Source organism: Pseudodesulfovibrio hydrargyri (assembly GCF_001874525.1).
Classification (GTDB): Bacteria; Desulfobacterota; Desulfovibrionia; order Desulfovibrionales; family Desulfovibrionaceae; genus Pseudodesulfovibrio; species Pseudodesulfovibrio hydrargyri.
This window is the reverse complement of the sequence record NZ_LKAQ01000004.1, coordinates 1,005,242-1,031,592: the sequence shown is the minus strand read 5'-3', so window position 1 is coordinate 1,031,592 and position 26,351 is coordinate 1,005,242. Positions and strand designations below refer to the sequence as shown.

Genomic DNA, 26,351 nt, shown 5'->3' with positions numbered 1-26,351 from the left:
AAAGGAGCACCCCATGGGTATCCGATCTAAACTATTCCTGCCGTTGCTGGGCGTGGCCCTGGTCATGCTCGCCGGCGGGTATCTTCTATTGAAATCACAATTCACCGACCTGGAGGACTCGTTCGTCTCACTGATCATGCGCGGCAAAATCGAGGACGTGCAGCAGTCCATCACCCAGATCTCCGAAAGCGCCCTGCAGCAGGCCGCCCTGTTCAGCCGCATGCCCGAAGTGGTCGAGGCATACGGCAAGGCCAACCAGGGCGACATGAACAATGAGGCCGACCCCGTGCTGCAGGCGGCCCGGGAGCAGCTGCGCGTTTCGCTCGCGTCCACGCTCAAGGGTTACAAGGAGAACCTGGGCAAGGACTTCCAGCTCCATTTCCATCTGCCCACGGCCCGCAGCCTGCTGCGCACCTGGCGCGAAAAGCAGGCCAAGAAGAACGGCAAGTGGGTGGACATCTCGGACGACCTGTCCGGGTTCCGCAACACGGTCATCGACGTGAACAGGAGCCACAAGCCGGCCCTGGGCATCGAGCCGGGCCGGGGCGGCTTCACCATCCGGGGCCTGGCCCCGGTGACCGCGCCCGACGGCACGCACCTCGGGTCCGTGGAGGTCCTCCTCGGGTTCGACAACATCCTCAAGACCATGGAGGCTTCGGGCACGATCAAGGCCCTGCTGTACATGGACGCCGGGCTGCTGCCCGTGACCACCCGGCTGCAGGATCCGGCCAAGAACCCGGTCAAGGACGGCAAGTACGTGCTCATCTACGGCCAGAAGAACGACGCGGCCAGGCAGCTGGCCTCGTCCGGCATGTTGGCCCGGGGCATGCAGTCGCCCCTGGTGGAGGTCGACGGCCATGACGGCGTGGCCGCCTTCCCGGTCAAGGACTACCGGGGCAAACCCATCGGGACCATCGTCCTGTCCATGGACATCTCCAGCCAGCAGGCCATGATGTCCGCCGTGGCCTGGATGGTCGGCATCGGCCTGCTCATCGTCGTGGTCGTGCCCATCGTGATCATCTTCTGGGTGGTGGAATACTCGGTGAAACGGCCCATCCAGCAGTGCGCGGAACTGGCCTCGGACATCGCCCGGGGCAATCTGGAGAGCCGGACGTGCAAGATGCGCACGGACGAGATGGGCATCATCCTGGAGGGCATGTGCGACATGAACGCCCACCTGGCCGACACCATCCGCAACATCCGGGACATCTCGGGCGAGGTGGCCGAGGGATGCAGCGAGCTCTCCATGGCCAGCGACAACCTGTCCAAGGGAGCCAACCGGCAGGCCGCCGGGATCGAGGAGATCGCCGCCAGCCTGGAGGAGATGTCCGGATCGATCAAGCAGACCGCGAACATCGCGGCCAAGACCGAGACCACCGCGACCAAGGCCTCGCACGACGCCGAGACCGGCGGCCAGGCCGTGGCCCGCACCGTGTCGGCCATGAAGAAGATCGCGGAAGAGATCGGCATCATCGAGGAGATCGCCCGCCAGACCAATCTGCTGGCGCTGAACGCGGCCATCGAGGCGGCCCGGGCCGGCGAGGCGGGCAAGGGATTCGCCGTGGTCGCGGCCGAAGTGCGCAAGCTGGCCGAACGCAGCGGCACCGCGGCGGCGGGCATCAGCGAGCTCTCCTCAAGCAGCGTGGCCGTGGCCGAGGAGGCCGGGGCCCTGCTCGAACGCATCGTCCCGGACATCAAGAGCACGGCCGAGCTGATCCAGGAAATCTCGGCCGCGGCCGGGGAGCAGAGCCAGGGCATCGAGCAGGTCTCCCGGGCCATCCAGGACTCCGAGTCCGTGGTCCAGCAAAACGCCTCCACGGCCGAGGAGGTGGCGGCCACCGCCTCCAGCCTGTCCGATAGCTCCAGGAGCCTGCACGAGGCCATCGGCCACTTCCAGCTGGGCGACAAGGACGACGGCCTGGAACGCTACTAGCCCGAACACCGAAACCACGGACGGCCCCCTGCGCATTTGCGCGGGGGGCCGTCTTCATTGGATATTGCCGCCCAAGCCAAAAAAAATCCGGCATGACGGGCGCGGGAAGCGGGATCACGTTTCGGGGTCCCCGTCCTCGGGCACCGCCTCGGCCGGAACACTGACCGTGAACCGCGAGCCCCTGCCCGGTTCGCTGTCCACCGAGATGGTCCCGTCGCAGCGCTCAACCGAGCGCTTGACGATGGACAGGCCGAGTCCCAGGCCGTCGTTGCCGCCCTGGGCCCTGACATACGGTTCGAAAATGTGCTTGAGGTCCTCGGCGCGGATGCCCCTGCCCGTATCCGTCACGGTCAGGACCAGCCGCCGGTCCGGGCCGTCCTCCCAGCCCAGCTTCACCTCGACCCCGCCCGCGTCCGTGTAGCGCACGGCGTTGCCCACCAGGTTCAGGCCCACCAGCCGCAGGACGCTCTCGCTGCCGCGCACCCGGGGCGGCGTGCCCTCGTCCAGTTCAGCCCGAAGGACGAGCCCCCGACTGCGCGCCTGGAGCTGGGACACGTCCCGGACCGAGGCGAGCAGTTCGGCCGGAGAGAACACGGTCAGGGCCGGGGCCAGGGATTCCTGTCGGGAAAACTGGAGCACGCTGTCCACCAGCAGTCCCAGTTTCCGGGCCGCCAGCCCGGCCAGTTCGACCAACTCCCTCCGGTCGGTCTCGTCATCGGTCAGCTGCAGCAGTTCGAAGGCGTTGACGATGCCGATAAGCGGGCTCTTCAGTTCGTGGCAGGCGGTGGTCAGAAAGGCCTCCCTGGAGCGGTTCAGGGTGTGCAGGTCCTCGTGGGCCTCGGCCAGTTCGCGGCGGGACTCCTCCAGCAGCCGGGCGCGGGCGCGCAGCTCCCGGACCCGATTGAGGGAAAAGAGCACCAGGCAGACCAGGACGGCGGGCAGGGCCAGGGCCAGTTCGTCCAGCTCCCAGCTCTCCTGCGTCCGGCTCCACTCGTGAAACGCCTCGTAGGCGTCCAGGCGAATGAGCAGCCAGGTGCCCAGCACGAGCACCGCCACATAGACGCCCAGTTCCCGAAGATGCCTTTTCTCGAACATGCCATCCTGTATAGCACAAGGCGAGACAAAGCGACAGATGGGAATAATCCCGAAACCCGCCATTCGCTCCCGGCCGGGCCGGACCGGTGCGCATACAACCCTGGATTCCCGGTCCGTTCCCTGATAGAACCAAGCCGCAAAGACACCCATGGAGGACACATGCGTACCCTACTGCTTTCCCTGACGCTCGCCCTGGCGCTGGCCGCGTCCCTGGCCGCCTGCTCCGCTAAGGACGAGGCCGCGCAACAGCCCGTCGCGGACGAGGCCGCCGCGACCGCTGAGGCGCCCGCCGCCACCGACGCCGAGGACGAGGCCGCAAAACGCCCCGCATCCACGCACACCATCCAGGAAGATATCCCGGACGGCCCGGTGGGCCAGGTCCAGCTGAGGGACGGCACCACCCTCAAGATCGAGGCCTTGCAGAAGCAGGGCGACGACTACTGGATCTACGTCTACGGAAAGCTCAACGGCCGCTCCTCCACGGTCGTCAGCCTGACCCGCTTCCGCGACCTGATGAACTGGCCGTCCATCGTCTTCAAGGATCCGCACACCTTTACCATCACCAACCGCCAGGGCAAGGAGTGGGCCTTCGAGGACGCCAACCTCTACCTGGGGGACGGCGAGCCGGGCAAGTACGCCTTCTACGTCCTGGACGACCGCTACAACAAGGTCCTGACCCAGGTGCCCAAGAGCGACGTGGCCAACATCGCCTTCGGAACCAAGTAGTCCTGGTACGCGCCCCGCGAACAGCCCTGAAAATCGCCTTCCCTTCTTGACGTCTAGAGCTTTTCTAGATAAGAGACCGGTAAGTTCCGTTCCTTGATTTTCCTTGTTTTACAGGGGTGACGATTGGTGACGATTATCACACAGGGAGGACAGGTGATTCGACTCGCGTTTGGCTCCGTACCCCGGAAAGTGGTTGTCGGGATTGGCTCTTCGAACACGCTCCCCCTTACCCGAAACGCACGCCCCCGTGCGGTTTCCTGCATCTGGGACAACCGGTTCCGCAACAGGCCGCAGCGGCTCGCCCTGGCCACCCGGAACACCCCTTCAAAAACCCCGAGGATGAACAGCTATCATGGCAGATACCTATACACATAAGGATTTGGCCGGCCTGTGCGGCGTCTCCGAAACGACCATCAAGAGCTACCGCCGCAAGTTCCCGGGCTTCATCCCGGTGCTGACCCGGGGCAAGCCCATCCGCTTCAGGCCCGAGGCGGGCGAAGTCTGTCTCAAGATCCGGGACTGCTTCGCCCAGGGACTGTCCGTGAACGAGACCCACAAGGTCTTAAAGGAACACTTCAAGGAAGAGCCGTCCGCCCGGCAGCGCCGCGCGCCCTCGGCTCCGCCCGCCGGTGCGCCCGATCAGCCCGTGGCCGCACCGGCCGGGGTCTCGGCGGAGTACCTCGAAAAATTCTTCACCACCGCCGGGCAGATGATGCAGGGCATGGCCGGTCTGGCCACGGCCCAGGCCAAGGCCGAGCAGCGGCTGCGCAAGATCGAATCCGCCCTGGAAAAACTGCTTGAAGTCGAGGCCGGAAACAAGGCCCTGTTCGCCCGGTTACTGGACCGCCCCGCCGCAGCCGCCGAAAAAGAGCCCGCGCCCGAACCGGGACCCCGGCCCGAGCCCGAACACGAAACCGACCCCCGGCCGGAACCCCGGACAACCCCCGAGCCCAGACCCGAACCGCGCGTGCGGGCGCGCCGCATCGTCAACGTGCGCGGCCCGGAAGGCGAGGTGGCCTCCTACTCCCTGGAGCGGGACGCGGCACCGGCACCGGAGCGGCCCTCTGACGACTTCCTGAACACGCCCATCGTCATCCGCAACGACCAGGGCGAGTTTCTCGGCGTGCCCGGCAGGCTGCCCCTGGCCGGATTCGTGTCCATCCTGATCGACGGGGCCGACGAGATCGCCGCCCGCTGGGCCCGGGAGGGCGACGCCTGGGTCTTCATCATGGCCGGGCCCGACGGCGACACCCACGCCCTGCACTTCGTCTCCACCACCACTCCGCGCGGCAACCTCGTGGTCCTGCTCGAGCGGCTCGACATCAACGGCTCGCCCACCTCGCCCCAGTTTCTCCAGGAATTCTTCCGCCAGGTGAAGGACAAGGCATAGAGATCGCCCGCCCTGGAACGAAAAAGGCCCCCGCTCTCGCAGGGGCCTTTTTCATTCGTCTTGTTCGAAGTTATTCGGCCATGTGCAGGTATTGGGTCTTGAGCTCGGCCATCTCGCCCTTGAGGATCATCTGGTCCATCATGAAGTCGACCGTGTCCTGCAGCCGCTCGGCCGAGGCGGGCATGAGGTAGCCCAGCTCGGCGCGGGTGAACGGCTCATCGGCCAGCGGGGCGGCCAGCTTGGCATCGGTGGCCGCGTAGTACAGGGCCTCCACGCTGTCGGTGATCATCACGTCCACCTTCTTGTCGGCCACGGCCGGGGGAATGGCCAGGTTGGACTCGAACACGACCACTTCCGCGTTCTTGATGTTGGCCTTGACGAACTTCTCGTTGGTCCCGCCCGGGTTCACGCCGATCTTCACGCCCTTCTGGTCCACGTCGGCCAAGGAGCCGAACCGGGCCGCGTTGTCCTTGTTGACCAGGATGGTCTTGCCGAACATGACGTACCCCTGGGAGAATCGGGCTTCCTTCTGGCGGGCGATGGTCCGGGTGATGCCGCTCATGCCGATGTCGTACCTGTCGGCTTTGAGGTCGGCCATCAGCGTCTTCCAGGTGGTCTTGACCAGTTCGAGCTTCAGTCCCAGCCGGTCGGCGAAGCTCCGGGCCACGGCGATGTCGAAGCCCTCGTACGTGCCGTTGTTGTCAAAGGAAAACGGCTTGTAGTCACCGGTGGTGCCCACCTTGAGCGTACCGCTGGCCACGATCTCGTCGAAGCCGCGGGCCCGGGACTCGGAAACGGTCAGAAAAAGCATGCAACACACCAGCAAAGCGCAATACGTTTTGGACATGGGAAAACTCTCCTCAATTGGATGAAATACGGATCATATGTCAAATCGCCGCTCCCCCGTATCGGAGGCGAACAGCGACGCATACGGCCTTCTACATCAACCGGGACGGACTGGCAAAAGGAACCGGGCGCGGCATGGGGCATTGGACTTCGCGGGGACGGATGTGTATTCGTGGTCTGCGAAACTGTTCGGATTCGGGGGGAATCGTGATCCATTACAAGGACGGCGGCTACAGCCTGGAAGGCGTCCGGCTGGACCCGGCCGGAGGCTCGTTCCGCTACGGGGCCGGGCTGTTCGAGACCATCTACTACAACGGCCGCGAGCTGTGCCATCTGGGCCGCCACCTGGACCGCCTGCTGCACGGGCTGCGCGCCTACGGACTGGCCTACACCACGGTGGATTTCTCCCAGGTTGCGGCCCAGGTCCTGAACCGCAACGGCCTGGAGGGACGTCCGGCCCGGGTGGACATCGTGTATCCGGTGGAGGACGGGGTCGCCTCGCCCGTGGTCCTGGCCGAGCCGGTCGAGCCCAAACCGTACAAGGCGTTCCGGCTGTGCCTGTGCGAGGACCGGCACGTCTCGGCCTTAAGCGGACACAAGACCACCAACGGCATGTTCTCCTACCTGGCCCGGCGCCAGGCCTCGGCCCGGGGATTCGACGACGCGGCCCTGTTCGACCTGGACGACAACATCCTGGAGGGAACCACCGGAGCCCTGGTCTTCGAAAAGCACGGCCAGTTCGTGTGCGTGGACTCGCCCTACCGGCTGCCGTCCATCGCCCTGGACCTGGCCTCGACCGTCCTGGACATCCTGCCCGTGCGGGTACCTTTGGACGAGCTGCCCTCGTTCAGGCACGCCTACCTGCTCAATTCCCTGATCGGCATGCGCCCGGTGGTGGCCGTGGGCGAGACCGCCTTCGTGCCCGACGACACGGCCTGCGACAGGGTCTCCCCCCTGGTGCTCGGCGCTTCCGGGTAGCCATCACACCCTTTTTGCCCTATTACATATTGAACTGGACCAGGCAGTTTTCACCGCCCTGTGCATTCATTTCATTTTTTGCTTGCATTTTTAAATAGGAATCATTACTAGTTTGTTCACGGCACACAATCGGCCCGCGAGCCGAGAAATACCAACATACAGGAGAAGACCAATGACCAAGACCATGGAGAATCTGAAAGCCGCTTTCGCCGGTGAGTCCCAGGCCAACCGCAAGTACCTCGCCTACGCCGAAAAGGCCGACGCCGAGGGCAAACCCGGCGTCGCCAAGGTGTTCCGCGCCGCCGCGGCCGCCGAGACCATCCACGCCCACGCCCACCTGCGCCTGATGAAGGGCATCGGCACCACCGAGGAGAACCTCAAGGACGCCATCGAGGGCGAGACCTACGAATTCAAGTCCATGTACCCGGACATGATGAAGGACGCCGAGGCCGAGGGTGAGAACGCCATCCTGCGCTATTTCGGATTCGCCAACGAGGCCGAGAAGGTCCACGCCGAACTGTACACCGCCGCCCTCGAGGGTGACGAAGACGTCTTTGCCGACGCCGAATTCTACATCTGCTCCGTCTGCGGCCACACCATGGACGGCGAGCCTCACGACAAGTGTCCCATCTGCGGGGCCGCTCCCAAGGCCTACAAGAAAGTCGAAGCCTAGCCTTTCGCCGACTCGATCCCATTGCGCCGCCCCGTTCCCGCCGGAACGGGGCGGCCTTTCATTTCCGCTCCTGTACAAACGGCATGGAGACAGGTACATAACCCGTCATGATGGTCAACGTGGAACGACTGTCCTACAACTTCGGGTCCTACTGGGCCCTCAAGGACATTTCCTTCACCCTGGGAAAGGGAGAGTTCCTTTTTCTCACGGGCCACTCGGGCGCGGGCAAGACCACGCTCCTGCGCCTGCTCTACGGCGCCCTGCCCGTCGACCGGGGCCGTGCCTCGGTCGCCGGATTCCAGCTCAACAACCTGAAAAAGCGCGACATCCCCCGGCTGCGCCGCAAGGTCGGCGTGGTCTTCCAGGACTTCAAGATCCTGCCCGAGCGCACGGTCTTCGACAACGTGGCCATGGCGCTGGAGGTGCGGGGCATGCCGCGAACCCACCTGGAGCGCCGCGTGCGGGCGATCATCCGGGCGCTCGGCCTGGAGACCAAGAGCTACTCCCTGTGCGAGCGGCTGTCCGGCGGCGAGCAGCAGCGCGTGGCCATCTGCCGGTCCATGGTCGCCAATCCCGAACTCATCCTGGCCGACGAGCCCACCGGCAACCTGGACGTGGACCTGACCCTGCACCTCATGGAGATATTCAAGCAGTTCCACACCTACGGCACCTCGGTCATCATGGCCACCCACTCCACCGAGGTCCTGGAATGCGTGCCGGGCGCGCGCATCCTGCACCTGCAGGACGGGCGCATCGCGGAAAACGGCGGCTCATCCGGTGAGCTTGACGAAGAGGCCGAAGACGGCCCCCTGGACGACGAGACTGAATTCGGCGAGGTGGGGCTGTGATCGGACCGTTCATCCGCCTGACCCTGCGCGGCGTGGCCGACCTGCGCCTGCATCCGTTCGCCCAGCTGCTCACCCTCCTGGCCGTGGGCATGGTCACCCTGCTCACCGGCCTGATCCTGCTCGGCATGCACAACGTCAACCAGGAGCTGCTCAAGTCCCGGGGCAAGGTCGAATTCCAGATATACTGGAAGGCCGGGGCCGGCGACGCCCAGGTGGAAAAGGACTGGCAGTCCGTCCGCGCCATGGACCACCTGGACTCCTTCAAGACCTTCACTCCCAGGACCGCCCTGACCGAGTTGGCCACGGCCCTGGGCGAAACCGGCGACTTCGCCTGGCTGGCCGAGAACAACCCCCTGCCCTATTCCGGCCTGGCCGCCTTCGCCGTGCCGCCCGAGGCGCAGAGCGAGGGCTGGGCCGCCGACCTGCTCACCCGGCTCAAGTCCATGCCCGGCGTGGACAAGGTCAACTACACCCCGTTCCAGGCCGATCTGGCCCAGGGCTGGCGGACCCTGACCCACATGGTCGTCTGGCCCGTCCTCGGCTTCCTGGCCCTGGTCGTCTCCCTGGTGGTCCACAACACCATCAAGCTCTCCCTGCTCACGCGCATGGACGAGGTCGAAATCCTCTCCCTGGTGGGCGCCAGCCCGGCCTACATCCGCTGGCCCCTGCTCATCGGCGGCCTGGTCCAGGGCATCCTCGGCGCGGGTCTGGGCGTCGGACTGCTCGCCGCCACCCACTCGGCCATCGCCGACGCCCTGAACTTTCCGCCCTTCCTCATCCAGTTGCAGTTCCTGCCCCCAAGCCAGATCCTCGCCCTGTCCGGCGCGGTCACCCTGGTCTCCATCCTCTCCAGCTGGGTGGCCATCAAGTAGAAGACCGGGGAAGGGAGAGGGAAACCCTTTGAGGAAAGGGTTTCCCTCTCCCCTTCCCCCGGCCCCCCATCCCCTCTCCCTTCCTAAACTTTTTGGGCCGCCTTCGGCGGGGCGTTTTGGGATTCGATCATGATTTGCCTTGCAGGAAGACCGAGACGATGCGGCGGGCATGGGCCGCGAGTTCGGCCGGAGTCGGGGGCGGAATCAGGCCGACCAGGACGTGCATGCGCAGGGAGAGCAGGCCGCCCAGCAGGAGGCGGACGCCGTACTCCGGGTCGTCCAGGCCGAGCCGCTCGGCCAGGAATCCGGCCAGCCGCGCCTCGGTCCGCTTCGGGCCCACCGCGTAATAGGCCCGGGTCATCTCCGGCGCGGTCGGCCCCTCGGACAACAGCAGGCGGACGGAAGCCAGATGCTCCTCGACCATGTGGACCTTGAGAAACCCCTCGGCAAAGCGGGTCAGGGCCTCCCGCGTGTCCTCAATGGCCAAGGCGTCCAGAAACCCGTTTCCGCCCTCCTCCCGCCCGACCTCCAGCGACGCCTGGAACAGCGCCTCCTTGGAGTCGAAATACCGGTACACCGTCTGCTTGGTCATCCCTGCCCGCCGCGCGATCTCGTCCATGCCCGCCCCCACGTATCCCTCGGACCGGAAGACCTCCCGGGCGGCCCGCAATATCGCGGACCTGTTCCGCTCCCGCTTCGCTTCCATCTTCGTCATCACCCGCCTCCTTGGCTTAAAAACATACTACTCGGTATGAATATCCTTGACAAGGCGGTCCGGCGCTCTTAAATCATACTCATAAGTATGATTTTAAAGGAGCCCATATGACCATAGCGCAATTGAAGGCATTCATTCCGGAAGAGGCCCGGGCCAAGGGGACCATGGCCGCGATCCTGGGCGGGATTCTGCTCAGTTTCGACCCGATCTTCGTCCGGCTGTCGGGCGTGGGCGGGTATGAGACCGCGTTCCTGTTCGGCCTGTTCTCCGCCCTGTCCATGGGCACGCTGATCCAGGCGACCGACGCGCGCGGCCTGGTCGGCACGGTCCGCGAAAGCGGCTGGCCCGCGGTCGTTTCCGGCCTGATCATGCTGGGCAGCGCCTCCATGTTCGTGCTCAGCATCAAGCACACCAGCGTGGCCAACACCATGATGATCCTCAGCGGCAGGCCCGTACTGACCGCGGCGGCGGCCTGGCTGATCCTCCGGGAGCGGACCTCGGGCAAGCTCTGGCTGGCCATCGGCGGCGTGGTCTGCGGCATGGCCGTGGTCGTGTCCGGCTCCCTGCGCTCGGGCAATGTGCACGGCGACGGGCTGGCCCTGGCGGGCGTGATCTGCCTGGCCCTGAACGGAGTCATGTGGCGGCACTTCAGGGCCATGAGCCGGATGCTCGTCGTGGGCTTCGGCGGCCTGTTCCTGGCCGTGATCATGTTCTTCCTGACCGATGTCACGGCCATTCCGGCCCGCACCTGGCTGGTCATGGCCTGCATGGGGTTGCTCTCCGCCCCGGCGGGCCGCGTCCTCAACGCGGTCTCCTCGCGCTACATCCCGGCCGCGGAAATGGCCACCTACGCCCTCATCAGCCCGGTCCTCGCCCCCATCTGGGTCTTCCTCCTCTTCCGCGAACAACCCCCGGCTGCCACCCTGGCCGGCGGCGGCCTCATCCTCGCCGCCATCGCCGCCTACATCGCCGCCACCGCCAGACGGCCATGAAGAACCGGGGGAAGGGGAGAGGGGAACCCTTTGGAAAGGGCTTCCCCTCTCCCCTTCCCCCGGCCCCCCACTCTCCCCTCCTAAACTTCCTGGCGCCGCCTCCGGCGGGGCGAATAGCGCAAAAAAGGCCTCCGACTCAAAATAAGTCGAAGGCCCAAATATCTCCCCACCATGGAGCGAATCGGGTGCCCAGCACCCGACAGCGGCTCTCGCGCCGCACTGTCACGAGGCTTTCGAGAGTGGGTCAGCTGTGCATTTTTCGGCGGCAAGGCAACCGCAGTGTAGCCGTCTACGTGAGGATTGGCTTGCCGCCGAAGAATGTGCGGATGGCCCGCTCTCGGAAGCCGCCATTCCCCCAAAAAAAGAGGTGCTCTTGTCCGGGGAGGAAAGGATGAGAATCCTCCGGACAAGAGCGCCTCCAACCCGCATTGTGCGCGGGGAGCGCAGGGCTCCCTGTAAAATTAAAAGCCCCGGGTGAACAGCAGCAGCGTGAAGGATGCCACGGCCGAAGCGGCCTGGCGCACGTGGCGGCTGTTGTTGCGGCGGGGGCGGTTGTTGCCGTTGCGGAGCGCCTCGTTGCGCATATGCATCATGGCCAGTCGGGTATCGTTGTCCATGCTCATAATCCTGCTCCTTGTCTGTCGCCACCATCCGGGCGGTTTTCCATATCTGCACATCTACGGATCTTGTCGAAATCAATCCAATTGTTTTGTTTGATGCAGTCATTCGGATTTTCCGATGTCATTTCCGATCTTAATCGGATATGGTTATGACGGACATCAAGGAGGCTGATCGCGTATGGAACTGTACCAACTCAAGACATTCGTGGTGGTGGCCGAGGAAGGCCATCTGACCCGCGCTTCGGTGCGGCTGCACACCAGCCAGCCTTCGGTCAGCGCACACATCAAGGCCCTGGAGGAGGAGCTGGAGACCAAGCTGTTCATCCGCACGCCCAAGGGCATGCGCTTGACCGAGGCCGGGGAACGGCTCAAGCACCGGGCCGAGAACGTGCTCAAGGCGGCCCGCGAACTGCGGCTGGAGGCACGGAGCATGGGCGACGAACTGGTGGGCGACCTGTCGCTGGGGTTGAACACGGACGCCGAGTATCTGCGCATCGTGCCCCTGCTGACCTCACTGGGCGAGGACCACCCCAGGATCGTGCTGCAGATCCAGCAGCGCGCCTCCACCTCGGTGCAGGGGGCCATCCGTGACGGCCTGCTCGACTGCGGGTTCATCTTCGGCGAGCCGAGGTTCCCGGAGATCTGCGCCATCCCCCTGGAAAAGACACGCTTCTTCGTGGCCGTGCCGGATATCTGGAAGGACCGTATGGATCAGGGGCTTGCAGGCCTGTCCGACCTGCCGTGGATCATGGACCCGTCGGACAACCCGTTGCAGCAACTCATCGAGCCGTTCTTCAAGTCCCACGGGATCAAGCCCTCGAACCAGCTGGAGGTGGACGGCGACGAGGTCATCCGCGTGCTCGTGGCCGCGGGCAAGGGGATTTCGTTCCTACGGAGAAACGAGGTCCTGGCGGCCAACCGCATCGGCCAGCCCGTGCACTCCCTGTCCTTTGACGAACTGTCCATCCAGGCCAACTTCGTCTACCTCAAGCGGCACGACGAGGACCCGGTCATGCGCGCGGTCATCGAACACGTCAAACGGTGCTGGGAAGTGCGCTAGGACTCAGCAGTCGGCCTCGGGCCACAACCCCCGGACCACCTCGGTCAGGGCCCGGATGATCGGGTCGTTCTCCCGGCTCTTGGGATACACGAAACTGATGTTCAGGGAGAGCATGGGGCCGGTCTCGCAGATCACGGCCACGCCCTCCCGGACCATCTCGTCCGCGTCGCTCTGCTTGAGCAGGGACACGCCCTTGCCCGCGCCCACCAGCTCGCGGATGACGCACTCGGAGTCCGCCTCAATGTAGTTGGAGATGCTAATGCCCGACCCTTCGAAGACCCCTTCCAGGACCTTCATGAACGGGCACTCCACATCCGGCCGGACCCAAGGCAGGGCCGCCAGCCCGTCCAGGGGCAATCCCTGCACGCGGGCCGACCAGGCCGCCGGAGCCACCACGCGCACCGGGATCTCCTTCAGGTGGATGGACGCGACCTCGGCGTAGCGGTTGTCGAAAAAGGAAAAGCCCGCGTCGATGCGCCGGTCCCGCACGTCCTTGAGGATGGCCCCGGAATTGCCCTGCAGGAACTTGAGCCGCAGTTTGGGATGGGCGTCGGCCATGGCTGCGGACAGCTCGGCCACGCGCAGAAAACCGGTGTCCGTGTTCAGGGCGATGGTCAGGGAGCCGGTCAGCTCCTCGCGGTATCCGGCGGCCAGGTTGGACATATCTTCGGCGGCCAGAAGCACGGAATCCGCCTTGAGCTTCAGCCCCTTGCCCACTTCGGTCAGTTGCATGCCGCGTGGAGTGCGCACGAACAAAGGCAGTCCCAACTCCTCCTCCAGCGCCTTGATGTGTCCGCTCACCGCAGGCTGGCTGGCGAAAATGCGTTCGGCCGCCTTGGTCAGGTTGCCCTCCTCGGCCACGGCCACGAAAGTCTTGAGCTGATAGAGTTCCATCACACTCCCCACGTCCGGCGTACGATCTCGATGAGCGCGACGATGGACGGATTCTGTTCGTCACCCTTGCGATAGACGAAATTGAGTTCCACGGGATGTCTGCCCACGGGCGTGCACTCCACGGCCAGTCCGGCCTCCATGAGTTCCGCGCCCTCGTCCTCGCGCACCAGGGCCAGGGTCTTGCCATCCACAATCAACGGCCGGATGACCTCCTCGGAATCCGAACCGATGGTCCGCTCCGGCGAGATGTCGTGCCGTTTCAGGATCTCGAGCGCCAAGCCCCGGAATGGGCAGTGGCTCGGCGGCATGACCCAGGTGAACCCGGACAGGGTCTCGGAATCGCCCTTGTCCAGCAGCGGCTTCCACTGGGCGGCGCCCATGATGGCGTACTCGGGCTCGGCCAGCTTGATGGCCTCCAAATCTCGGTACGGCACGCCGAAAAACACGAAGCCCGCGTCCAGTTCCCTGGACCGGATGTCGTTCAGGATCAGTCCGGAAGACGCCTGGATCAGCGACATGCTCAGCTTGGGGAACCGCTCGCTGAGCAGGCTGAGCAGCGGCGAGACCTTCAGAAACTGCGGGTCGGAGCACAGCCCCAGCCCGACCTGGCCGGCCACCTCGCCGCCCAGGGTCACCGCCCGGGCCTGCAGGCTCTGGGCCGCCGACAAGACCTCGATGGCGTCCTGCACCAGCTCGGCCCCGGCCTGAGTCAGCTCCACACCGCGCGGCACCCGGTCGAACAACCGCACGCCCAATTCATCCTCCAGCGCCTTGATGTGCGCGCTGACGGCGGGTTGGGTCGCATGGATGCGCTTGCCCGCTCCGGTGATGCTGCCCTCTTCGGCCACGGCCACGAACGTTCTCAACTGATAGAGTTCCATGGACCATTCATACCCGCACCGGACCCGAGGGGCAATCGCAATTCCTTATATCCGGTGTCGGGCTTTGCAATTGGACCAATCACCCCATTTCAGGCCAAGAATATTCTTCATCATCAAAAAATGGAGGCGATTCGTGTCTGATATCCAGGATTGGCGTTATTTTTTCCAGCCTGAGGACAGTTCCCTCGATGCCTGCCGCCGGACCGTGCCCAACCATCTGCGAATCGGCAAAACCCTGCTCTGGGCCTGTATCGCCGTGTTTTTCGGCCTGCTCCTGGGCCACGCGTTCTGAGTCCGTGCCATAAAAAAACGTTATACCTCCCGTCACGCATCGTTATTGGACCGTGTTGCCCATATGCGCATACGAGGAGGCTGAGGTTGGTTCCCGTTCAATGGATCACTCAAGGAGGTCGGGAAAATGAAGAAGTCCAGCATGAACGCGCTTGTTTACCTGTTTCAGCCCGAGGATTCCACGGGCGCACCGTGGAGCAACGAACTGTGCCGCGCCGCCAACGGCCCGCTCGGCCTGGTCAAGCTCCTGTTCTGGACCGGCGTGTCCATGGTCCTCAGCATAGGCGTCAGCCAGCTCGTCTAACCCCCAATTTTCGCGGGCCCGATCGGGTCGGGCCCGCTACATCCAGACCTCTCAAAGGTCCCTCTCCGGCTCGGGCCGGGCAGCAAGCCACGGAAACTCGCTGCCCGGCCCGGGCTTTTTTTGGCGCCCCCGGCCCCCCATCCCCTCTTCCTTCCTAAACTTTTTGGTGCCGCTGCGCGGATGGTGGTAGATCGATAATGCGTCATTCTTTTTATCAATTCTAAAACGCCGCAAACCGCTTTGACGGCCACGTCCAAACCTCACAAAAAAAGACCCCGCCCGCACCCGACCTTCGCCGAAGGCGACACAAAAAGTTTGGGAGAATCCAGGACAGCGCCCCGGACGCCGGAGGCATTACACGCCCATGATGTTGTAGCCGGAATCCACGAAGATGACGTCGCCGGTGGTGCCGGAGGACAGGTCCGAGGCGAGGTACAGGGCGCATTTGCCCACGTCGTCGATGGTGATGTTCCGGTGCAGGGGGGACTTTTCCTCGATGCGGCCGAGGATGGTCTTGAAGCCGGAGATGCCGGAGGCGGCCATGGTCTTGACCGGCCCGGCGGAGATGGCGTTGATGCGCACGCCCTTTTCGCCCAGGTCCACGGACAGGTAGCGCACGCAGGCCTCGAGCGCGGCCTTGGCCACGCCCATGGCGTTGTAGTTGGCCACGACCTTGCCCGCGCCGTAGTAGCTCATGGTCAGCACGGACGAGCCGGGCTTGAGCAGCGGCTCGAAGGCGCGGCACAGGGCGACCAGGGAGAAGGACGAGACGTCCAGGGCGACCTTGTAGCCTTCGCGGCTGGTGTCGATGAAGCGGCCCTTGAGGTCTTCTCGGTTGGCGTAGGCGATGGAGTGCACGAGGATGTCCACGTCGCCCCATTTTTCACGCACGAGGTCGCTTCCGGCGGCTATCTCGTCGTCCGAGGTGACGTCGCACTTGTACATGAACTCGCCGCCCAGCTCCTCGCAGATGGGGGCCAGGCGGCGTTCGATGGGATCGGCGGCGTAGCTGAAGGCCAGCCGCGCCCCGTGTTCCTTGAACTGCTTGGCGATGCCGTAGGCGATGGAACGGTCGTTGACCACCCCGAAGATAAGGGCCTTTTTATCCTTGAGCAGCATATGGTCTCCTTTGCTTGGCGGCAGTATACTCCGCCGCACCCTTTGTGGCGACGAAAAAGTGGACCGCGCCCGTCTGTTTCGCGGAACCTACCCGGCGGCGTGGATCGCCTCGAGGATGCGGGCCGAGTTGGGCCCGCCGTCCAGGTTGAGGTTGAGCGGCTCGGCCTTGCGGTCCAGCCCTTCGCGCATGAGCGGGACCAGCCGTTCCGGGCCGAGGTCGTCCTGGGTGATGACCTTGAGTCCGCCCTTCTCCTCGATGCGCCTGGCGCGCATATTCTGCTCGCGGTTCTGAAGAAAGGGATACATGAGCCCGAAGGTGTTGGTGGCCAGCAGGTTCATGGTGGTGTTGTAGCCGCCCAGCGAGACGGACAGGCGGGCCAGGTCCAGGTAGGCCAGGAACCGCTTGGTGAACCGCTTTACCGTGATGTGCGGGTAGACTTTCGCCGCTTTCTGGAGGCGCTGGAATTCGTCCTCTTCGGCGTAGGGGCCGGTGAACACGGCCAGCCGGTGCGGATGTGTCTCGTTGAGGATGGGCGAGGCGGCCAGGGCCCCGCGCAGCAGGTCGCGGCCGATGTGGCCGCCGCCCACGGACACAACCACCAGAGGAGTATTGCCGAGATTCAGTTCAACGGCCAGTTGTTCGGTCTCGGCCGGGTCGGGCTTGCGGGCCACGTAGCCGGTGTAGTGGACCTCGGGGACGATGCCGTCCACGCCGGGAAAAGTCTCGTCAAGACGCACCAGGTCGGGGTCCGAGTGAACCAGAACGTGGTCGAAATTGGGGTTGAGGTAGCCGTGCACGCGCTCCACCTGGCGCTGCATATCCTTTTTTTCCACCAGGATGTCGCGCACGGAACAGACGGATTGGCACTTGCCGTACTCGCCCCTGCGGACCTTTTTGAGGATGGGCAGCAGTTCGAAGCGGAATTTCTTGCGGCCAAAGGGGAAGAGTTCGACCATGAAGATGTCGGGCCTCTGCTCGGCCATAATCTCCTTGAACTGGCGCAGGCGGCGGACCAGAACGTCGTCCACCTCGGCCCCTTCCTCCAGGGGGATGAACCGGGTGAATTTCTCATCCATCATCAGGCCGGGCAGCTGGATGCGGGTCATGTTCGCGGGCGGATCGAAATCCACGTGGGCTCCGCCGGTGACCAGAATGACCTCGTGATCCTTGAGGGCCTTGACGATTTCCAGGGACCGGAACATGTGGCCCACGCCGAGCACGTGCTGGCAGTAGAAGACGATGCGCATTACAACTCCATGTTCAGCTCGCCCAGGGCGAGTTCGTTTTCAATGCATTCGATGCGGTGCAGCCGGTAGGGAAGGTATTCCACGGGATCGCCGGGCAGAAATTCCGAGCCGGACAGGGCGTGGGCCAGGCAGCGCAGCACCCCGTTGTGGGTGACCACCAGCACGGACTGTCCCGGGTGCTCGGCGGCGAAATCGATGAGCGCATCGCAGGCCCGGCAGAGCACCTCGTCGCGGCTCTCCCCGCCCTCGGGCCGGAAGCCGAATCCCTTGTATTCCTGTTTACCCACTTCCTTGCGCATGGACTTGAGATCGTCCTTGGTCAGGCCGGTCCACTCGCCCCAGTCCTGTTCGCCGAGGCGCTCGTCCTCGAACATGGGCAACCCCAGTACCTCGTTGACCAGGGCGCCGGTCTCCCTGGCGCGGGAGAGCGCGCTGGTCAGGATGCAGTCGAACCCCTCGCCCGCCAGGGACCGGCCCCACTTGCGGGCCATGTCGCGGCCCTCGTCGCAGAGTTCGATGTCGCTGTCGCCCTGGATGCGGCACTCGCGGTTCCACTCGGTCAACCCGTGGCGCATGCAGAAATATGTCGTCATGTCAGGCCCTCGCTTCGGCCAGTTCGCGCAGCACCTCGGCAACATGGCCGTAGTTGCGCGCACTATCGTGTTCCTTGGCCACATGGCCCGGCGCGTTGGCCGCCAGAGCCCGGCACCGCCCGGGATCGCGGACCAGTTCGTCCACGCCCCGGGTGAAATCATCCAGTGTCGCCCTGGTGATGATCCCGGTGCGATTGTGGGCCACCACCTGGGGCGCGCCCTCGTCGTCCGTGGCCACCACGGGCAGGCCGCATTGCTGGGCCTCCAGGTAGACCATGCCCACGCTCTCGGCAAGCCCCGGGAAGGCGAACAGGTCGCCGGCCGCGAAAAAATGGCCCAGTCGTTCCCGCTCCGCCAGGCCGACGAAGCGGACCCGGTCGCCGAGCAGGTTTCGGGCCTCGGGCTCCAGTTCGGCACGGCGCGGACCGTCCCCGGCCACAGCCAGGAAGACGTCCCTGCCCTGCTCCACGAGCGCGGCGCAGGCCCGGAAGACCCAGCGCAGCCCCTCGGCCTTGACCCCGGCACGCATCATGGCGGCCGTAAGGACCACTCTGGCGCCTTCCGCGCCCCACTCCCGGCGCAGGGCGGCCCCAGCCGTCTCGTCGCGCGTGAGCAGCCCCTGGGGCAGTCCCGGGCGGACATGGGAATAGCGGTCCGGGGCCAGCCCGAGCCGGGCGCAGCCGCGCAGGTCGTTGAGCCGGTTGCAGAAGATGTGGTCCGCCCGGAGCATGGCCCTCCGGTTCAACCGATAGCCCGGCCAGGTGGCGAGTTTTTTACCCCGGTTGACCGCGTAGCTGGCCTGGAAGATGGCGTAGGGAATGCCCAGCCGGGCCGCGCAGGCCGGACCGAACACGTCAGGGGCCTTGTAGTAGGTCCCGTAGGTCAGCCAGGCGTCGCAGCCGCGCGCGGCCTCGGTCATCCGCCCGGCGGCCCGGTACGCGACGGGCCAGCGTGCCGGACGCTTCCATATCTCCTTGGCCGGGAAATACGGCACCGGGACCACCTCATTGCCCAGGTCCGCGAGCGCGTCGCGCAGGTCGCGGGCGATGGTCACGTCGCCGGAGACCGACGCGTTGTCGAGCGGCTTGAACGGGGTGCACAGGGCGATCTTCACGGGTCACTCTCGGTTTTGCATCGGGACGCCGTCATGGGGATACACCATTTTTCCGGTCCCGGCGAACCGGCCCTACTGCTTGGGTGGCACCAGGGGCAGCGGCTCGGGCACCACCTCGGGCAGATTGGCCAGCCGGGTCTCCACCACCTTTGGATTGGGATAGGTGTGCAGGATGGATTCGAGCAGCTCCTTGGCCTTGGCGTAATCCCGGTCGTTCTCGGCGATGTCCGCCTCCAGGAAGACGGCCAGGGAGCGGGTCTCGTCCGAGATATTCTTGAGCCCGAGCAGCGTGCTCAGGGCCTTTTCCGCCTGGGACCAGCTGGAGATGAAGGTGTAGCTCTGGGCCAGTTCATACAGGCACTTGGCCTTGGCCTCGTCGTCGGCCGCCGAGTCCGCGCAGTTCTCCAGGGTGGCGGCCACCAAGTCATAACTGCCCATGGAGCGGTACAGCCGAGCCATGCGCAGCTGGGTCTTGTAGGTGTGTTCCGGGTTGCCCATGGCCTGATCCAGGCACTTCTCGAAGGCCTCGATGGCCTTGGACGTGTTGCCCAGCTCGGAATAGACCTCGCCCAGCTGGAACATGATCTTCCAGGCCGTGTCCGGATCGCCGCCCAGCTCCAGGTACATGGCCTCGAGCAGGACCACGGCCCGGTCGTAGTCTCCCTTGATGGACACCGCGATTTCAGCCAGGCGGTCCCAGGCCTCCTTGCGGAACTCCCCTTGGGGCTCCACCTGCAGGTAGCGCTCGTAGTCCTTTTCCGCCTCGAGGTAGAACCCCTTGGAATAGGAATCGCGCGCCCGCTCGATGTCCTCCTGGCCGGGCGAGGAAGGCGAAGAGCAGGCCGCGACGGCAAGCACCGTCGCGGCCAGCAATATCAGTACGAGTATGCGTTGCATGGCCCCTACGACCGGACCTCGCCCAGTTCGTCGTCATCGTCCATGACCAGATCGAAGCCGACCACCTTGTTGTCGTCGTCCATGCGCACCAGGCGCACGCCCTGGGTGGCCCGGCCGCGGGTCTGGCTGACCTCGCTTACGGACATGCGGATGACCTTGTTCTGGGAGGTCAGCAGGATGACATCGTCGGACTCGTTGACCATGCGCGCGCCGATGACCTTGCCGGTCTTGTTGGTCAGGCGCATGTTCAGGATGCCCTTGCCGCCACGGGTCTGGACCCGGTACTGCTCGATGCTCGTGCGCTTGCCGTAGCCGCCCTCGCTGACTGTCAGCAACTGGTCGCGCTCCTCGTCGCCGGTGACCACGCAGGCCACGACCTCGTCGTTGGGCCGCAGGGCCATGCCCTTGACGCCAGCGGTGGCCCGTCCCATGGGCCGGGCGTCGTTGATGTTGAAGCGAATGGCCGAGCCGTCGCGGCTGGCCAGGATGCAGTCCACGTCCGGCTGGATCTCGCGCACGGTCATGAGCTCGTCATGGTCGCGCAGGTTCACGGCGCGGATTCCGGTGGTCCGGCAATTGCCGTACAGCCCGATGGACGAACGCTTGATCATGCCCTTGCGGGTGACGAACAGGAAGAACTTGTCGTCCGCGAATTCGCGCAGGGACAGGCAGGTGGCGATGTATTCGTCCTTGTCCAGGGGCAGGAGGTTGTTGACGTGCCCGCCCTTGGCGTAGCGCGAGCCCTCGGGCACCTGATGGACCTTGATCTTGAACATCTTGCCGAAGTTGGTGAACAGCACCAGATGCTGGTGGTTGGTGGTCAGCATGAAGGTGTGGATGAAGTCGCCGTCACCGGTCTGCACGCCCGCGATGCCCTTGCCGCCGCGTTTCTGGGCGGTGTAGTTGGACAGCGGGGTGCGCTTGATATAGCCGCGCTGGCTCAGGGTGATGACCGTCTCCTCGTCCGGGATGAGGTCCTCGATATCGATGGAGTCCAGGTCCGCCTTGAGCAGTTCGGACTTGCGCGGGGTGGCGTAGTTCTCCTTGATCTCGGTCAGTTCCTCGCGGATGACGCCCTTGAGAACCTCCTCGTTGGACAGGATGGACTTGAAGTACTCGATCTTCTTCATCAGCTCGGCCAGCTCTTCCAGCAGCTTGTCGTGCTCCAGGCCGGTCAGCTTCTGCAGGCGCATGTCCAGGATCGCCTTGGCCTGGATGTCGGACAGGCTGAAGCGGGACATCAACCCTTCGCGGGCCTCGTCCGGGGTCTTGGACGCGCGGATGAGCTTGACCACTTCGTCGATGTTGTCCAGCGCGATGCGCAACCCTTCCAAGATGTGGACGCGCTTCTCGCACTTGTCGAGATCGAACTTGGTCCGGCGGATGATGACCTCGCGCCGGTGGTCCAGGAAATGGCTCAGGACCTCCTTGAGGTTCAGGAGCATGGGCCGCTTGCCGACCACGGCCATCATGTTGATGCCGAAGCTGCTCTCCAGGGGGGTGAACTTGTACAGCGAGTTGATGATGATGTCCGGAATGGCCCCCCGCTTGAGGTCGAGCACGATGCGGATGCCCTTGCGGTCTGACTCGTCGCGCAGGTCGGCCACTCCGTCGATCTTCTTCTCGTGGATCAGGGCCGCGATCTTCTCCACCAGGGTGGACTTGTTCAGGGCGTAGGGGATCTCCCTGATGATGATCGCTTCCTTGTGGCCCTTTCTGGCCTCCTCCACCTCGACCACGCCGCGGATCTTGATGGAGCCGCGCCCGGTGGTGTAGGCGTCGATCAACCCCTGTCCGCCGAAGACCGTGCCGCCGGTCGGGAAATCCGGGCCCTTGATGTAGTGCATCAGGGACTCGATGGTGCAGCCCGGGGTGTCCAGCAGGTGGATGGTGCCGTCGATCAGCTCGCCCAGGTTGTGGGGCGGGATGTTCGTGGCCATGCCGACCGCGATGCCCGTGGTGCCGTTCAGCAGCAGGTTGGGCACCTTGGTGGGCAGGACGGACGGTTCCTGCAGGGTGTTGTCGTAGTTGGGCGTGAAGTCGACGGTCTGCTTTTCGATGTCCCCGAGGAACTCCGAACAGAGCTTGGCCATGCGCACTTCGGTGTAACGCATGGCGGCCGCGGAGTCGCCGTCGATGGAACCGAAGTTGCCCTGCCCGTCCACCAGCATGTCGCGCATGGAAAAGTCCTGGGCCATGCGCACCAGGGCGTCGTAGACCGCGGAATCGCCGTGCGGATGGTATTTACCGATGACGTCGCCGACCACGCGCGCGGACTTCTTGTAGGCCCGGTTGTGGTAGTTGCCCAGGTCGTGCATGGCGTACAGGATGCGCCGATGAACGGGTTTGAGCCCGTCGCGCACGTCCGGGATGGCGCGCCCGATGATGACGGACAGGGAGTACTCAAGGTAGCTTTTCTTGAGTTCGCTCTCGATGGTAATCGTATTGGTCATTCATTTGCCTCCGGCGGCCGGGGAATCGTTCGGATTCCCGGCCCCCCATAAACTTGGTGTCCCGCCGCCCGGCCAGGGTTCCGGCCCATGCCGTACGGCGGCGTTTTTCGTCTTGTTCAAAGGCCGATACCCATGGCCCGCCGCCCTCCAGGGGAAAGCGGCGTCACGCCCGGGACCGGCTCCGGGCCCTAGATATCCAGCTCCTGGACGGCCAGGGCGTTCTTTTCGATGAATTCCCGGCGCGGTTCCACGTTGTCGCCCATGAGGTCCACGAAGATGTCGTTGGCCGCGGCCGCGTCCTCGATGGTCACCTGGAGCATGGTCCGGTTCTCCGGATTCATGGTCGTTTCCCAGAGCTGTTCCGGGTTCATTTCGCCCAGACCCTTGTAGCGCTGGATCTGCCACCCGCGATGGGCTTCCTCGATGACCGCGTCATACAGGCTGAAGAAGCCGGAAACCGGCACCTCGCCCTCTTTCAGGTCCAGGGCGAACTCGAACCCGCCGCAGGCCTCCTTGAGCTCTCCATAGGTCTTGAAGGCCGTTTTGTAGAGCTTGGAGTAGAAGAACTCCATGGCCAGGCGGGTGCGGTGCCCGTTCTCGTTCTCGAAGACGAGATAGGTGCGGTCCTTTTCCAGCTCCTGGTCATGTTCGGTCTCGATCTCCACCCGGTAGCCGTTGGTCTCGAAATCCTTCTTGAACTGCTCGGGATCGTGCTCTTCGAAATAGGTGAACGAGATGCGCTCCGGAAAGTCCATGAGCTTGCGGTACAGGATCGCGTCGATGCCCACGGTCTCGGCCTCGTGGAACCGGGTCCGCAGGAAGCGGATCTTGTCCATGGTCTCGTTGAGCTTCGCTCCCTCCAGCACGGTCCCGGCCTCGGTCTTGACCTTGAGGTCGCCGCCGATGCGCTCGAGCAGGAAGTTGTCCAGCTCCACGTCGTCCTTGATGAAGCGCTCGAACTTGCCCTTGCTGGCCCGGTAGAGCGGCGGCTGGGCGATGTACACGTGGCCCCGGTTGATCAGCTCCTCGTACTGCCTGAAAAAGAAGGTCAGCAGCAGGGTGCGGATGTGCGAGCCGTCCACGTCGGCGTCGGTCATGATCACGACCTTGTGGTAGCGCAGCTTGTCGTAATCCTTTTCCTCCTCCTCGTGGCCGATGCCGATGCCGAACGCGGTGATCATGGCCCGGATTTCCTTGTTCCCGAGCATCTTGTCCAACCGCGTCTTCTCCACGTTCAGGATCTTGCCCCGCAAGGGCAGAATGGCCTGGATCTTGGGGTCGCGGCCCTGTTTGGCCGAACCGCCTGCCGAGTCGCCCTCGACGATGAAGATTTCCGAGTCCGCGGGGTTCTTGGACTGGCAGTCGGCCAGCTTGCCGGGCAGCGCGTTGTCGGACAGGGCGCCCTTGCGCCGGACCAGGTCGCGCGCCTTGCGGGCCGCCTCGCGCGCCCGGGCCGCGTCGACCACCTTCTCGATGATGAACCGCGCTTCCTTGGGATTCTCCTCGAAGAAGGTGTTCAGCTTCTCGTAGATCACGGCCGCCACCAGGCCGGCCGCCTCGGAGTTGCCGAGCTTGGTCTTGGTCTGGCCCTCGAACTGCGGATCGGGCAGCTTGACCGAAATGACCGAGGTCAAACCCTCGCGCACGTCGTCGCCGGTCAGCTTCTGGACCAGCTTCTTGGGCAGGTCCGCGCTCTGCACGTAGTTGTTGATCGCCCTGGTAAGGGCGGTCTTGTATCCGGCCAGGTGCGTCCCGCCCTCGATGGTCCGGATGTTGTTGGCGAAGGTGTAGGTGTTTTCCTTGTAGCTCGAGGTGTACTGCAGGGCGAACTCGACGATCATGTTCTCGGACTCGCCCTCGCCGTAGACGATCTCGCCGATGGTGTTCAGGTTGGAGTTGATGTCCCTGACGTACTGCCGAATGCCGCCGTCGAACTTGAAGGTCTCGGCGCTGCCGCTGCGCTCGTCCTTGAACTCGATCTCCAGGCCGGAATTGAGGTAGGCCAGCTCTCGGAACCGCTTGCGCAGGACGTCGTATTCGAACTGGTTGACCTCGAAAATCTCCTCGTCGGGCCTAAACCGCTGGGTGGTGCCGGTGGAATCGGACGGGCCGATCTCCTCCAGTTCGTGGGTCACATGGCCGCGCTCGAACTTCATGCGGTAGGTCTTGCCGTCACGCCGGACCGTGGTCTCCATGAACTCGGACAGGGCGTTGACACAGGACACGCCCACGCCGTGCAGGCCGCCCGAGACCTTGTAGGAATCGTTGTCGAACTTGCCGCCCGCGTGCAGCGTGGTCATGGCCAGCTGGACCGCCGGGACCTTTTCCTTGGGATGGATGTCCACCGGGATGCCGCGGCCGTTGTCGGTGACCGTGCAGGAGTTGTCCATGTGCAGGGTGACCTTGATCTTGTCGCAATAGCCGGCCATGGCCTCGTCGATCGAGTTGTCGATGACCTCGTAGACCAGGTGGTGCAGGCCCCGGATATCCGTGGACCCGATGTACATGGCCGGGCGTTTGCGAACGGCCTCGAGTCCCTCAAGTACGGTAATCGACTCGGCGTTGTACTGTTTCTCGCTCATTTATGCGTTTTCCTCGGTATAGTATGTCTCTTCCTGGATCATCATGGGCATGACGATCACGTTGTAATCCTTGTCGTCGGAACCGGTCAGCCCGCACGGGGCCTCGGTGCCGGTCAGGGTGAACTTCACGGTGGGAGAGGCGAAGTGGTTGAGTATCTCGATCAGGTTCCGGGTGGGAAAGGCGATGCGGGCCATGTCGCCGCTGAAGGCGGCGTCGATGGATTCCCGGGCCGTGCCGGTCTCCTGGCCCTGGGCCGACACCGTGACCTCGCTCTCGCCAAAGGTGAAATAGGCGCAGCGGTTGGAGTCGGTGTTGAACAGAGCCACGCGGGACAGGGCGTCCACCAGATCCAGGCGGTTGACCTCCAGGGTGGAGACGTTGTCGTCGCCCAGCCTGGCCAGGAAGTTGTTGTAGTTGGGGTATTGATAATAGGACAGCGGCAGGGTGAAGGTCTCGCGCTTGTCCCCGGTGCGGAAGAACAGCCGCTTGTTGGAGATGGCCAACTCGATCTCGTCGGCGGTCAGCCACTTCTTCAGTTCGGTCAGGTACTTCTTCTGGATGAGCACGCCCTCTTCCGGAAGCATGGCGAAGATGTCGTCGTTGACGAAGTTGAGCATGGCGAACTGATGGCCGTTCAGGCCGCAGACCTCAACGGTCTTGTCGCCGTCCTTTTCGCGCGGGACCATGTAGATGCAGGCGATGGCCTCCATGGAGTCCTCATCGGAAATGCAGAACGAAATCTTGTCGATGATCTCGTGCAGGAAGTCGCCGGACCAGTAGACCGTGTTGTCCTCGGGGAAGGAGGAGAACTTCTGGAACCACTCGGGGTCGTTGACCGGGAACTTGTACTTGCGGGCCTTCTGCTCCACCAGCACGTTCTGGTCGGACTCGTCCGTGCGGATGGTCAACTCGCCCTGATCGGACCTCAGCTGCTTGACCAGGTCATAAAAGGCGCGTCCCTGCACGCCGGCCAATCCCTCGCCCTCCAGGGCCGCGGGATAGGAACCCATGAACTCCAGGTTGGAATCCGTGCTCATGATGTTCAGGTTCCCATTCTCGCACTGGAGCCAGATGGTCCTCAGGAAGGCTGCGCCGGTTTTGGCCGGGATGATATTCGCCGACTTCTGGAGTCCTTCGATGATTTCATCTCGGTTCACTTTCAGAAACATAGAAAATATCTCCTTGATTGAGATTTATTACCTCGGTTCCTTTGTTCCTTTCGAAAC

General features: G+C 64.2%; 25 protein-coding genes. 11 read left to right on the top strand and 14 right to left on the bottom strand.

Annotation, left to right across the window (positions count from 1 at the left end; genetic code table 11):
- Positions 1–13 precede the first annotated feature (13 nt).
- The gene (locus BerOc1_RS09175; protein WP_071545411.1) at positions 14–1,933 is read left to right on the top strand and encodes a methyl-accepting chemotaxis protein; all 1,920 of its coding nucleotides are present in this window, start codon (positions 14–16) and stop codon (positions 1,931–1,933) included.
- A gap of 114 nt (positions 1,934–2,047) precedes the next feature.
- On the opposite strand, the gene BerOc1_RS09170 is transcribed toward BerOc1_RS09175, so the two are convergent.
- On the bottom strand, positions 2,048–3,028 hold the full coding sequence (locus BerOc1_RS09170; RefSeq protein ID WP_071545410.1) for a sensor histidine kinase: 981 nt from the start codon (positions 3,026–3,028) through the stop codon (positions 2,048–2,050).
- Positions 3,029–3,187: 159 nt separating this feature from the next.
- Here BerOc1_RS09170 and BerOc1_RS09165 point away from each other — a divergent pair, with 159 nt between their 5' ends.
- Together BerOc1_RS09165 and BerOc1_RS09160 are read left to right on the top strand one after the other, a co-directional pair.
- Positions 3,188–3,754 carry a hypothetical protein gene (locus tag BerOc1_RS09165; protein ID WP_071545409.1) on the top strand — a complete coding sequence of 189 codons (567 nt, stop codon included), beginning with the start codon at positions 3,188–3,190 and terminating at the stop codon, positions 3,752–3,754.
- A 352-nt stretch (positions 3,755–4,106) separates the two neighbouring features.
- Complete coding sequence (locus tag BerOc1_RS09160) at positions 4,107–5,144, top strand: MerR family transcriptional regulator (protein ID WP_071545408.1); 1,038 nt, start codon at positions 4,107–4,109, stop codon at positions 5,142–5,144.
- A gap of 70 nt (positions 5,145–5,214) precedes the next feature.
- Here BerOc1_RS09160 and BerOc1_RS09155 read toward each other — a convergent pair whose 3' ends face one another.
- On the bottom strand, positions 5,215–5,991 hold the full coding sequence (locus BerOc1_RS09155; RefSeq protein ID WP_071545407.1) for a transporter substrate-binding domain-containing protein: 777 nt from the start codon (positions 5,989–5,991) through the stop codon (positions 5,215–5,217).
- 206 nt (positions 5,992–6,197) lie between these two features.
- Here BerOc1_RS09155 and BerOc1_RS09150 point away from each other — a divergent pair, with 206 nt between their 5' ends.
- The 4 genes from BerOc1_RS09150 to BerOc1_RS09135 all read left to right on the top strand — a co-directional run bounded on the left by BerOc1_RS09150 (position 6,198) and on the right by BerOc1_RS09135 (position 9,361).
- A complete protein-coding gene (locus tag BerOc1_RS09150) occupies positions 6,198–6,968 on the top strand; it encodes an aminotransferase class IV (protein ID WP_071545406.1) in 771 nt (256 codons plus the stop codon).
- 172 nt (positions 6,969–7,140) lie between these two features.
- Complete coding sequence (locus BerOc1_RS09145) at positions 7,141–7,641, top strand: rubrerythrin family protein (protein ID WP_071545405.1); 501 nt, start codon at positions 7,141–7,143, stop codon at positions 7,639–7,641.
- Between the two features lie 110 nt (positions 7,642–7,751).
- The gene (gene ftsE, locus BerOc1_RS09140) at positions 7,752–8,489 is read left to right on the top strand and encodes a cell division ATP-binding protein FtsE (protein ID WP_071547065.1); all 738 of its coding nucleotides are present in this window, start codon (positions 7,752–7,754) and stop codon (positions 8,487–8,489) included.
- Complete coding sequence (locus BerOc1_RS09135; protein WP_071545404.1) at positions 8,486–9,361, top strand: cell division protein FtsX; 876 nt, start codon at positions 8,486–8,488, stop codon at positions 9,359–9,361. Before ftsE ends, BerOc1_RS09135 begins: the two co-directional genes overlap by 4 nt.
- A 127-nt stretch (positions 9,362–9,488) precedes the next feature.
- Here the strand turns inward: BerOc1_RS09135 and BerOc1_RS09130 are convergent, their stop codons facing one another.
- A complete protein-coding gene (locus tag BerOc1_RS09130; RefSeq protein WP_071545403.1) occupies positions 9,489–10,076 on the bottom strand; it encodes a TetR/AcrR family transcriptional regulator in 588 nt (195 codons plus the stop codon).
- A gap of 107 nt (positions 10,077–10,183) precedes the next feature.
- Between BerOc1_RS09130 and BerOc1_RS09125 the strand changes: the two genes are divergently transcribed.
- Positions 10,184–11,068 carry a DMT family transporter gene (locus BerOc1_RS09125; RefSeq protein ID WP_071545402.1) on the top strand — a complete coding sequence of 295 codons (885 nt, stop codon included), beginning with the start codon at positions 10,184–10,186 and terminating at the stop codon, positions 11,066–11,068.
- Between the two features lie 461 nt (positions 11,069–11,529).
- Here the strand turns inward: BerOc1_RS09125 and BerOc1_RS19100 are convergent, their stop codons facing one another.
- Positions 11,530–11,685: a hypothetical protein gene (locus BerOc1_RS19100; protein WP_165610805.1), complete on the bottom strand. Its 156-nt coding sequence runs from the start codon at positions 11,683–11,685 to the stop codon at positions 11,530–11,532.
- A 181-nt stretch (positions 11,686–11,866) separates the two neighbouring features.
- On the opposite strand from BerOc1_RS19100, the gene BerOc1_RS09120 reads away from it, so the two are divergent.
- On the top strand, positions 11,867–12,748 hold the full coding sequence (locus BerOc1_RS09120; protein WP_071545401.1) for a LysR family transcriptional regulator: 882 nt from the start codon (positions 11,867–11,869) through the stop codon (positions 12,746–12,748).
- 3 nt (positions 12,749–12,751) lie between these two features.
- Here the strand turns inward: BerOc1_RS09120 and BerOc1_RS09115 are convergent, their stop codons facing one another.
- Entirely contained in the window at positions 12,752–13,642 is an 891-nt protein-coding gene (locus BerOc1_RS09115; protein ID WP_071545400.1) for a LysR family transcriptional regulator, read from the bottom strand.
- Complete coding sequence (locus BerOc1_RS09110; protein WP_071545399.1) at positions 13,642–14,523, bottom strand: LysR family transcriptional regulator; 882 nt, start codon at positions 14,521–14,523, stop codon at positions 13,642–13,644. Before BerOc1_RS09110 ends, BerOc1_RS09115 begins: the two co-directional genes overlap by 1 nt.
- 133 nt (positions 14,524–14,656) lie before the next feature.
- On the opposite strand from BerOc1_RS09110, the gene BerOc1_RS19095 reads away from it, so the two are divergent.
- Both BerOc1_RS19095 and BerOc1_RS19090 read left to right on the top strand, forming a co-directional pair.
- Positions 14,657–14,815 carry a hypothetical protein gene (locus BerOc1_RS19095; protein ID WP_165610804.1) on the top strand — a complete coding sequence of 53 codons (159 nt, stop codon included), beginning with the start codon at positions 14,657–14,659 and terminating at the stop codon, positions 14,813–14,815.
- Between the two features lie 126 nt (positions 14,816–14,941).
- Complete coding sequence (locus BerOc1_RS19090) at positions 14,942–15,118, top strand: hypothetical protein (RefSeq protein ID WP_165610803.1); 177 nt, start codon at positions 14,942–14,944, stop codon at positions 15,116–15,118.
- Between the two features lie 354 nt (positions 15,119–15,472).
- Here BerOc1_RS19090 and BerOc1_RS09105 read toward each other — a convergent pair whose 3' ends face one another.
- From BerOc1_RS09105 to dnaN, 8 genes are all read right to left on the bottom strand, one after another.
- Complete coding sequence (locus BerOc1_RS09105; RefSeq protein WP_071545398.1) at positions 15,473–16,237, bottom strand: enoyl-ACP reductase FabI; 765 nt, start codon at positions 16,235–16,237, stop codon at positions 15,473–15,475.
- 87 nt (positions 16,238–16,324) lie between these two features.
- The gene (locus BerOc1_RS09100) at positions 16,325–17,485 is read right to left on the bottom strand and encodes a glycosyltransferase family protein (protein ID WP_071545397.1); all 1,161 of its coding nucleotides are present in this window, start codon (positions 17,483–17,485) and stop codon (positions 16,325–16,327) included.
- Positions 17,485–18,078, bottom strand: coding sequence for a histidine phosphatase family protein (locus tag BerOc1_RS09095; protein ID WP_071545396.1), 594 nt, complete (start codon positions 18,076–18,078; stop codon positions 17,485–17,487). Before BerOc1_RS09095 ends, BerOc1_RS09100 begins: the two co-directional genes overlap by 1 nt.
- 1 nt (position 18,079) lies before the next feature.
- Positions 18,080–19,192, bottom strand: a complete 1,113-nt coding sequence (locus BerOc1_RS09090; protein ID WP_071545395.1) for a glycosyltransferase family 4 protein — start codon at positions 19,190–19,192, stop codon at positions 18,080–18,082.
- Between the two features lie 72 nt (positions 19,193–19,264).
- The gene (locus tag BerOc1_RS09085) at positions 19,265–20,089 is read right to left on the bottom strand and encodes a tetratricopeptide repeat protein (protein WP_071545394.1); all 825 of its coding nucleotides are present in this window, start codon (positions 20,087–20,089) and stop codon (positions 19,265–19,267) included.
- A 5-nt stretch (positions 20,090–20,094) separates the two neighbouring features.
- Positions 20,095–22,542, bottom strand: a complete 2,448-nt coding sequence (gyrA, locus tag BerOc1_RS09080) for a DNA gyrase subunit A (protein WP_071545393.1) — start codon at positions 22,540–22,542, stop codon at positions 20,095–20,097.
- A gap of 188 nt (positions 22,543–22,730) precedes the next feature.
- Complete coding sequence (gene gyrB / locus BerOc1_RS09075; RefSeq protein WP_071545392.1) at positions 22,731–25,124, bottom strand: DNA topoisomerase (ATP-hydrolyzing) subunit B; 2,394 nt, start codon at positions 25,122–25,124, stop codon at positions 22,731–22,733.
- The gene (gene dnaN / locus BerOc1_RS09070; protein ID WP_071545391.1) at positions 25,125–26,294 is read right to left on the bottom strand and encodes a DNA polymerase III subunit beta; all 1,170 of its coding nucleotides are present in this window, start codon (positions 26,292–26,294) and stop codon (positions 25,125–25,127) included.
- Positions 26,295–26,351 lie beyond the last annotated feature (57 nt).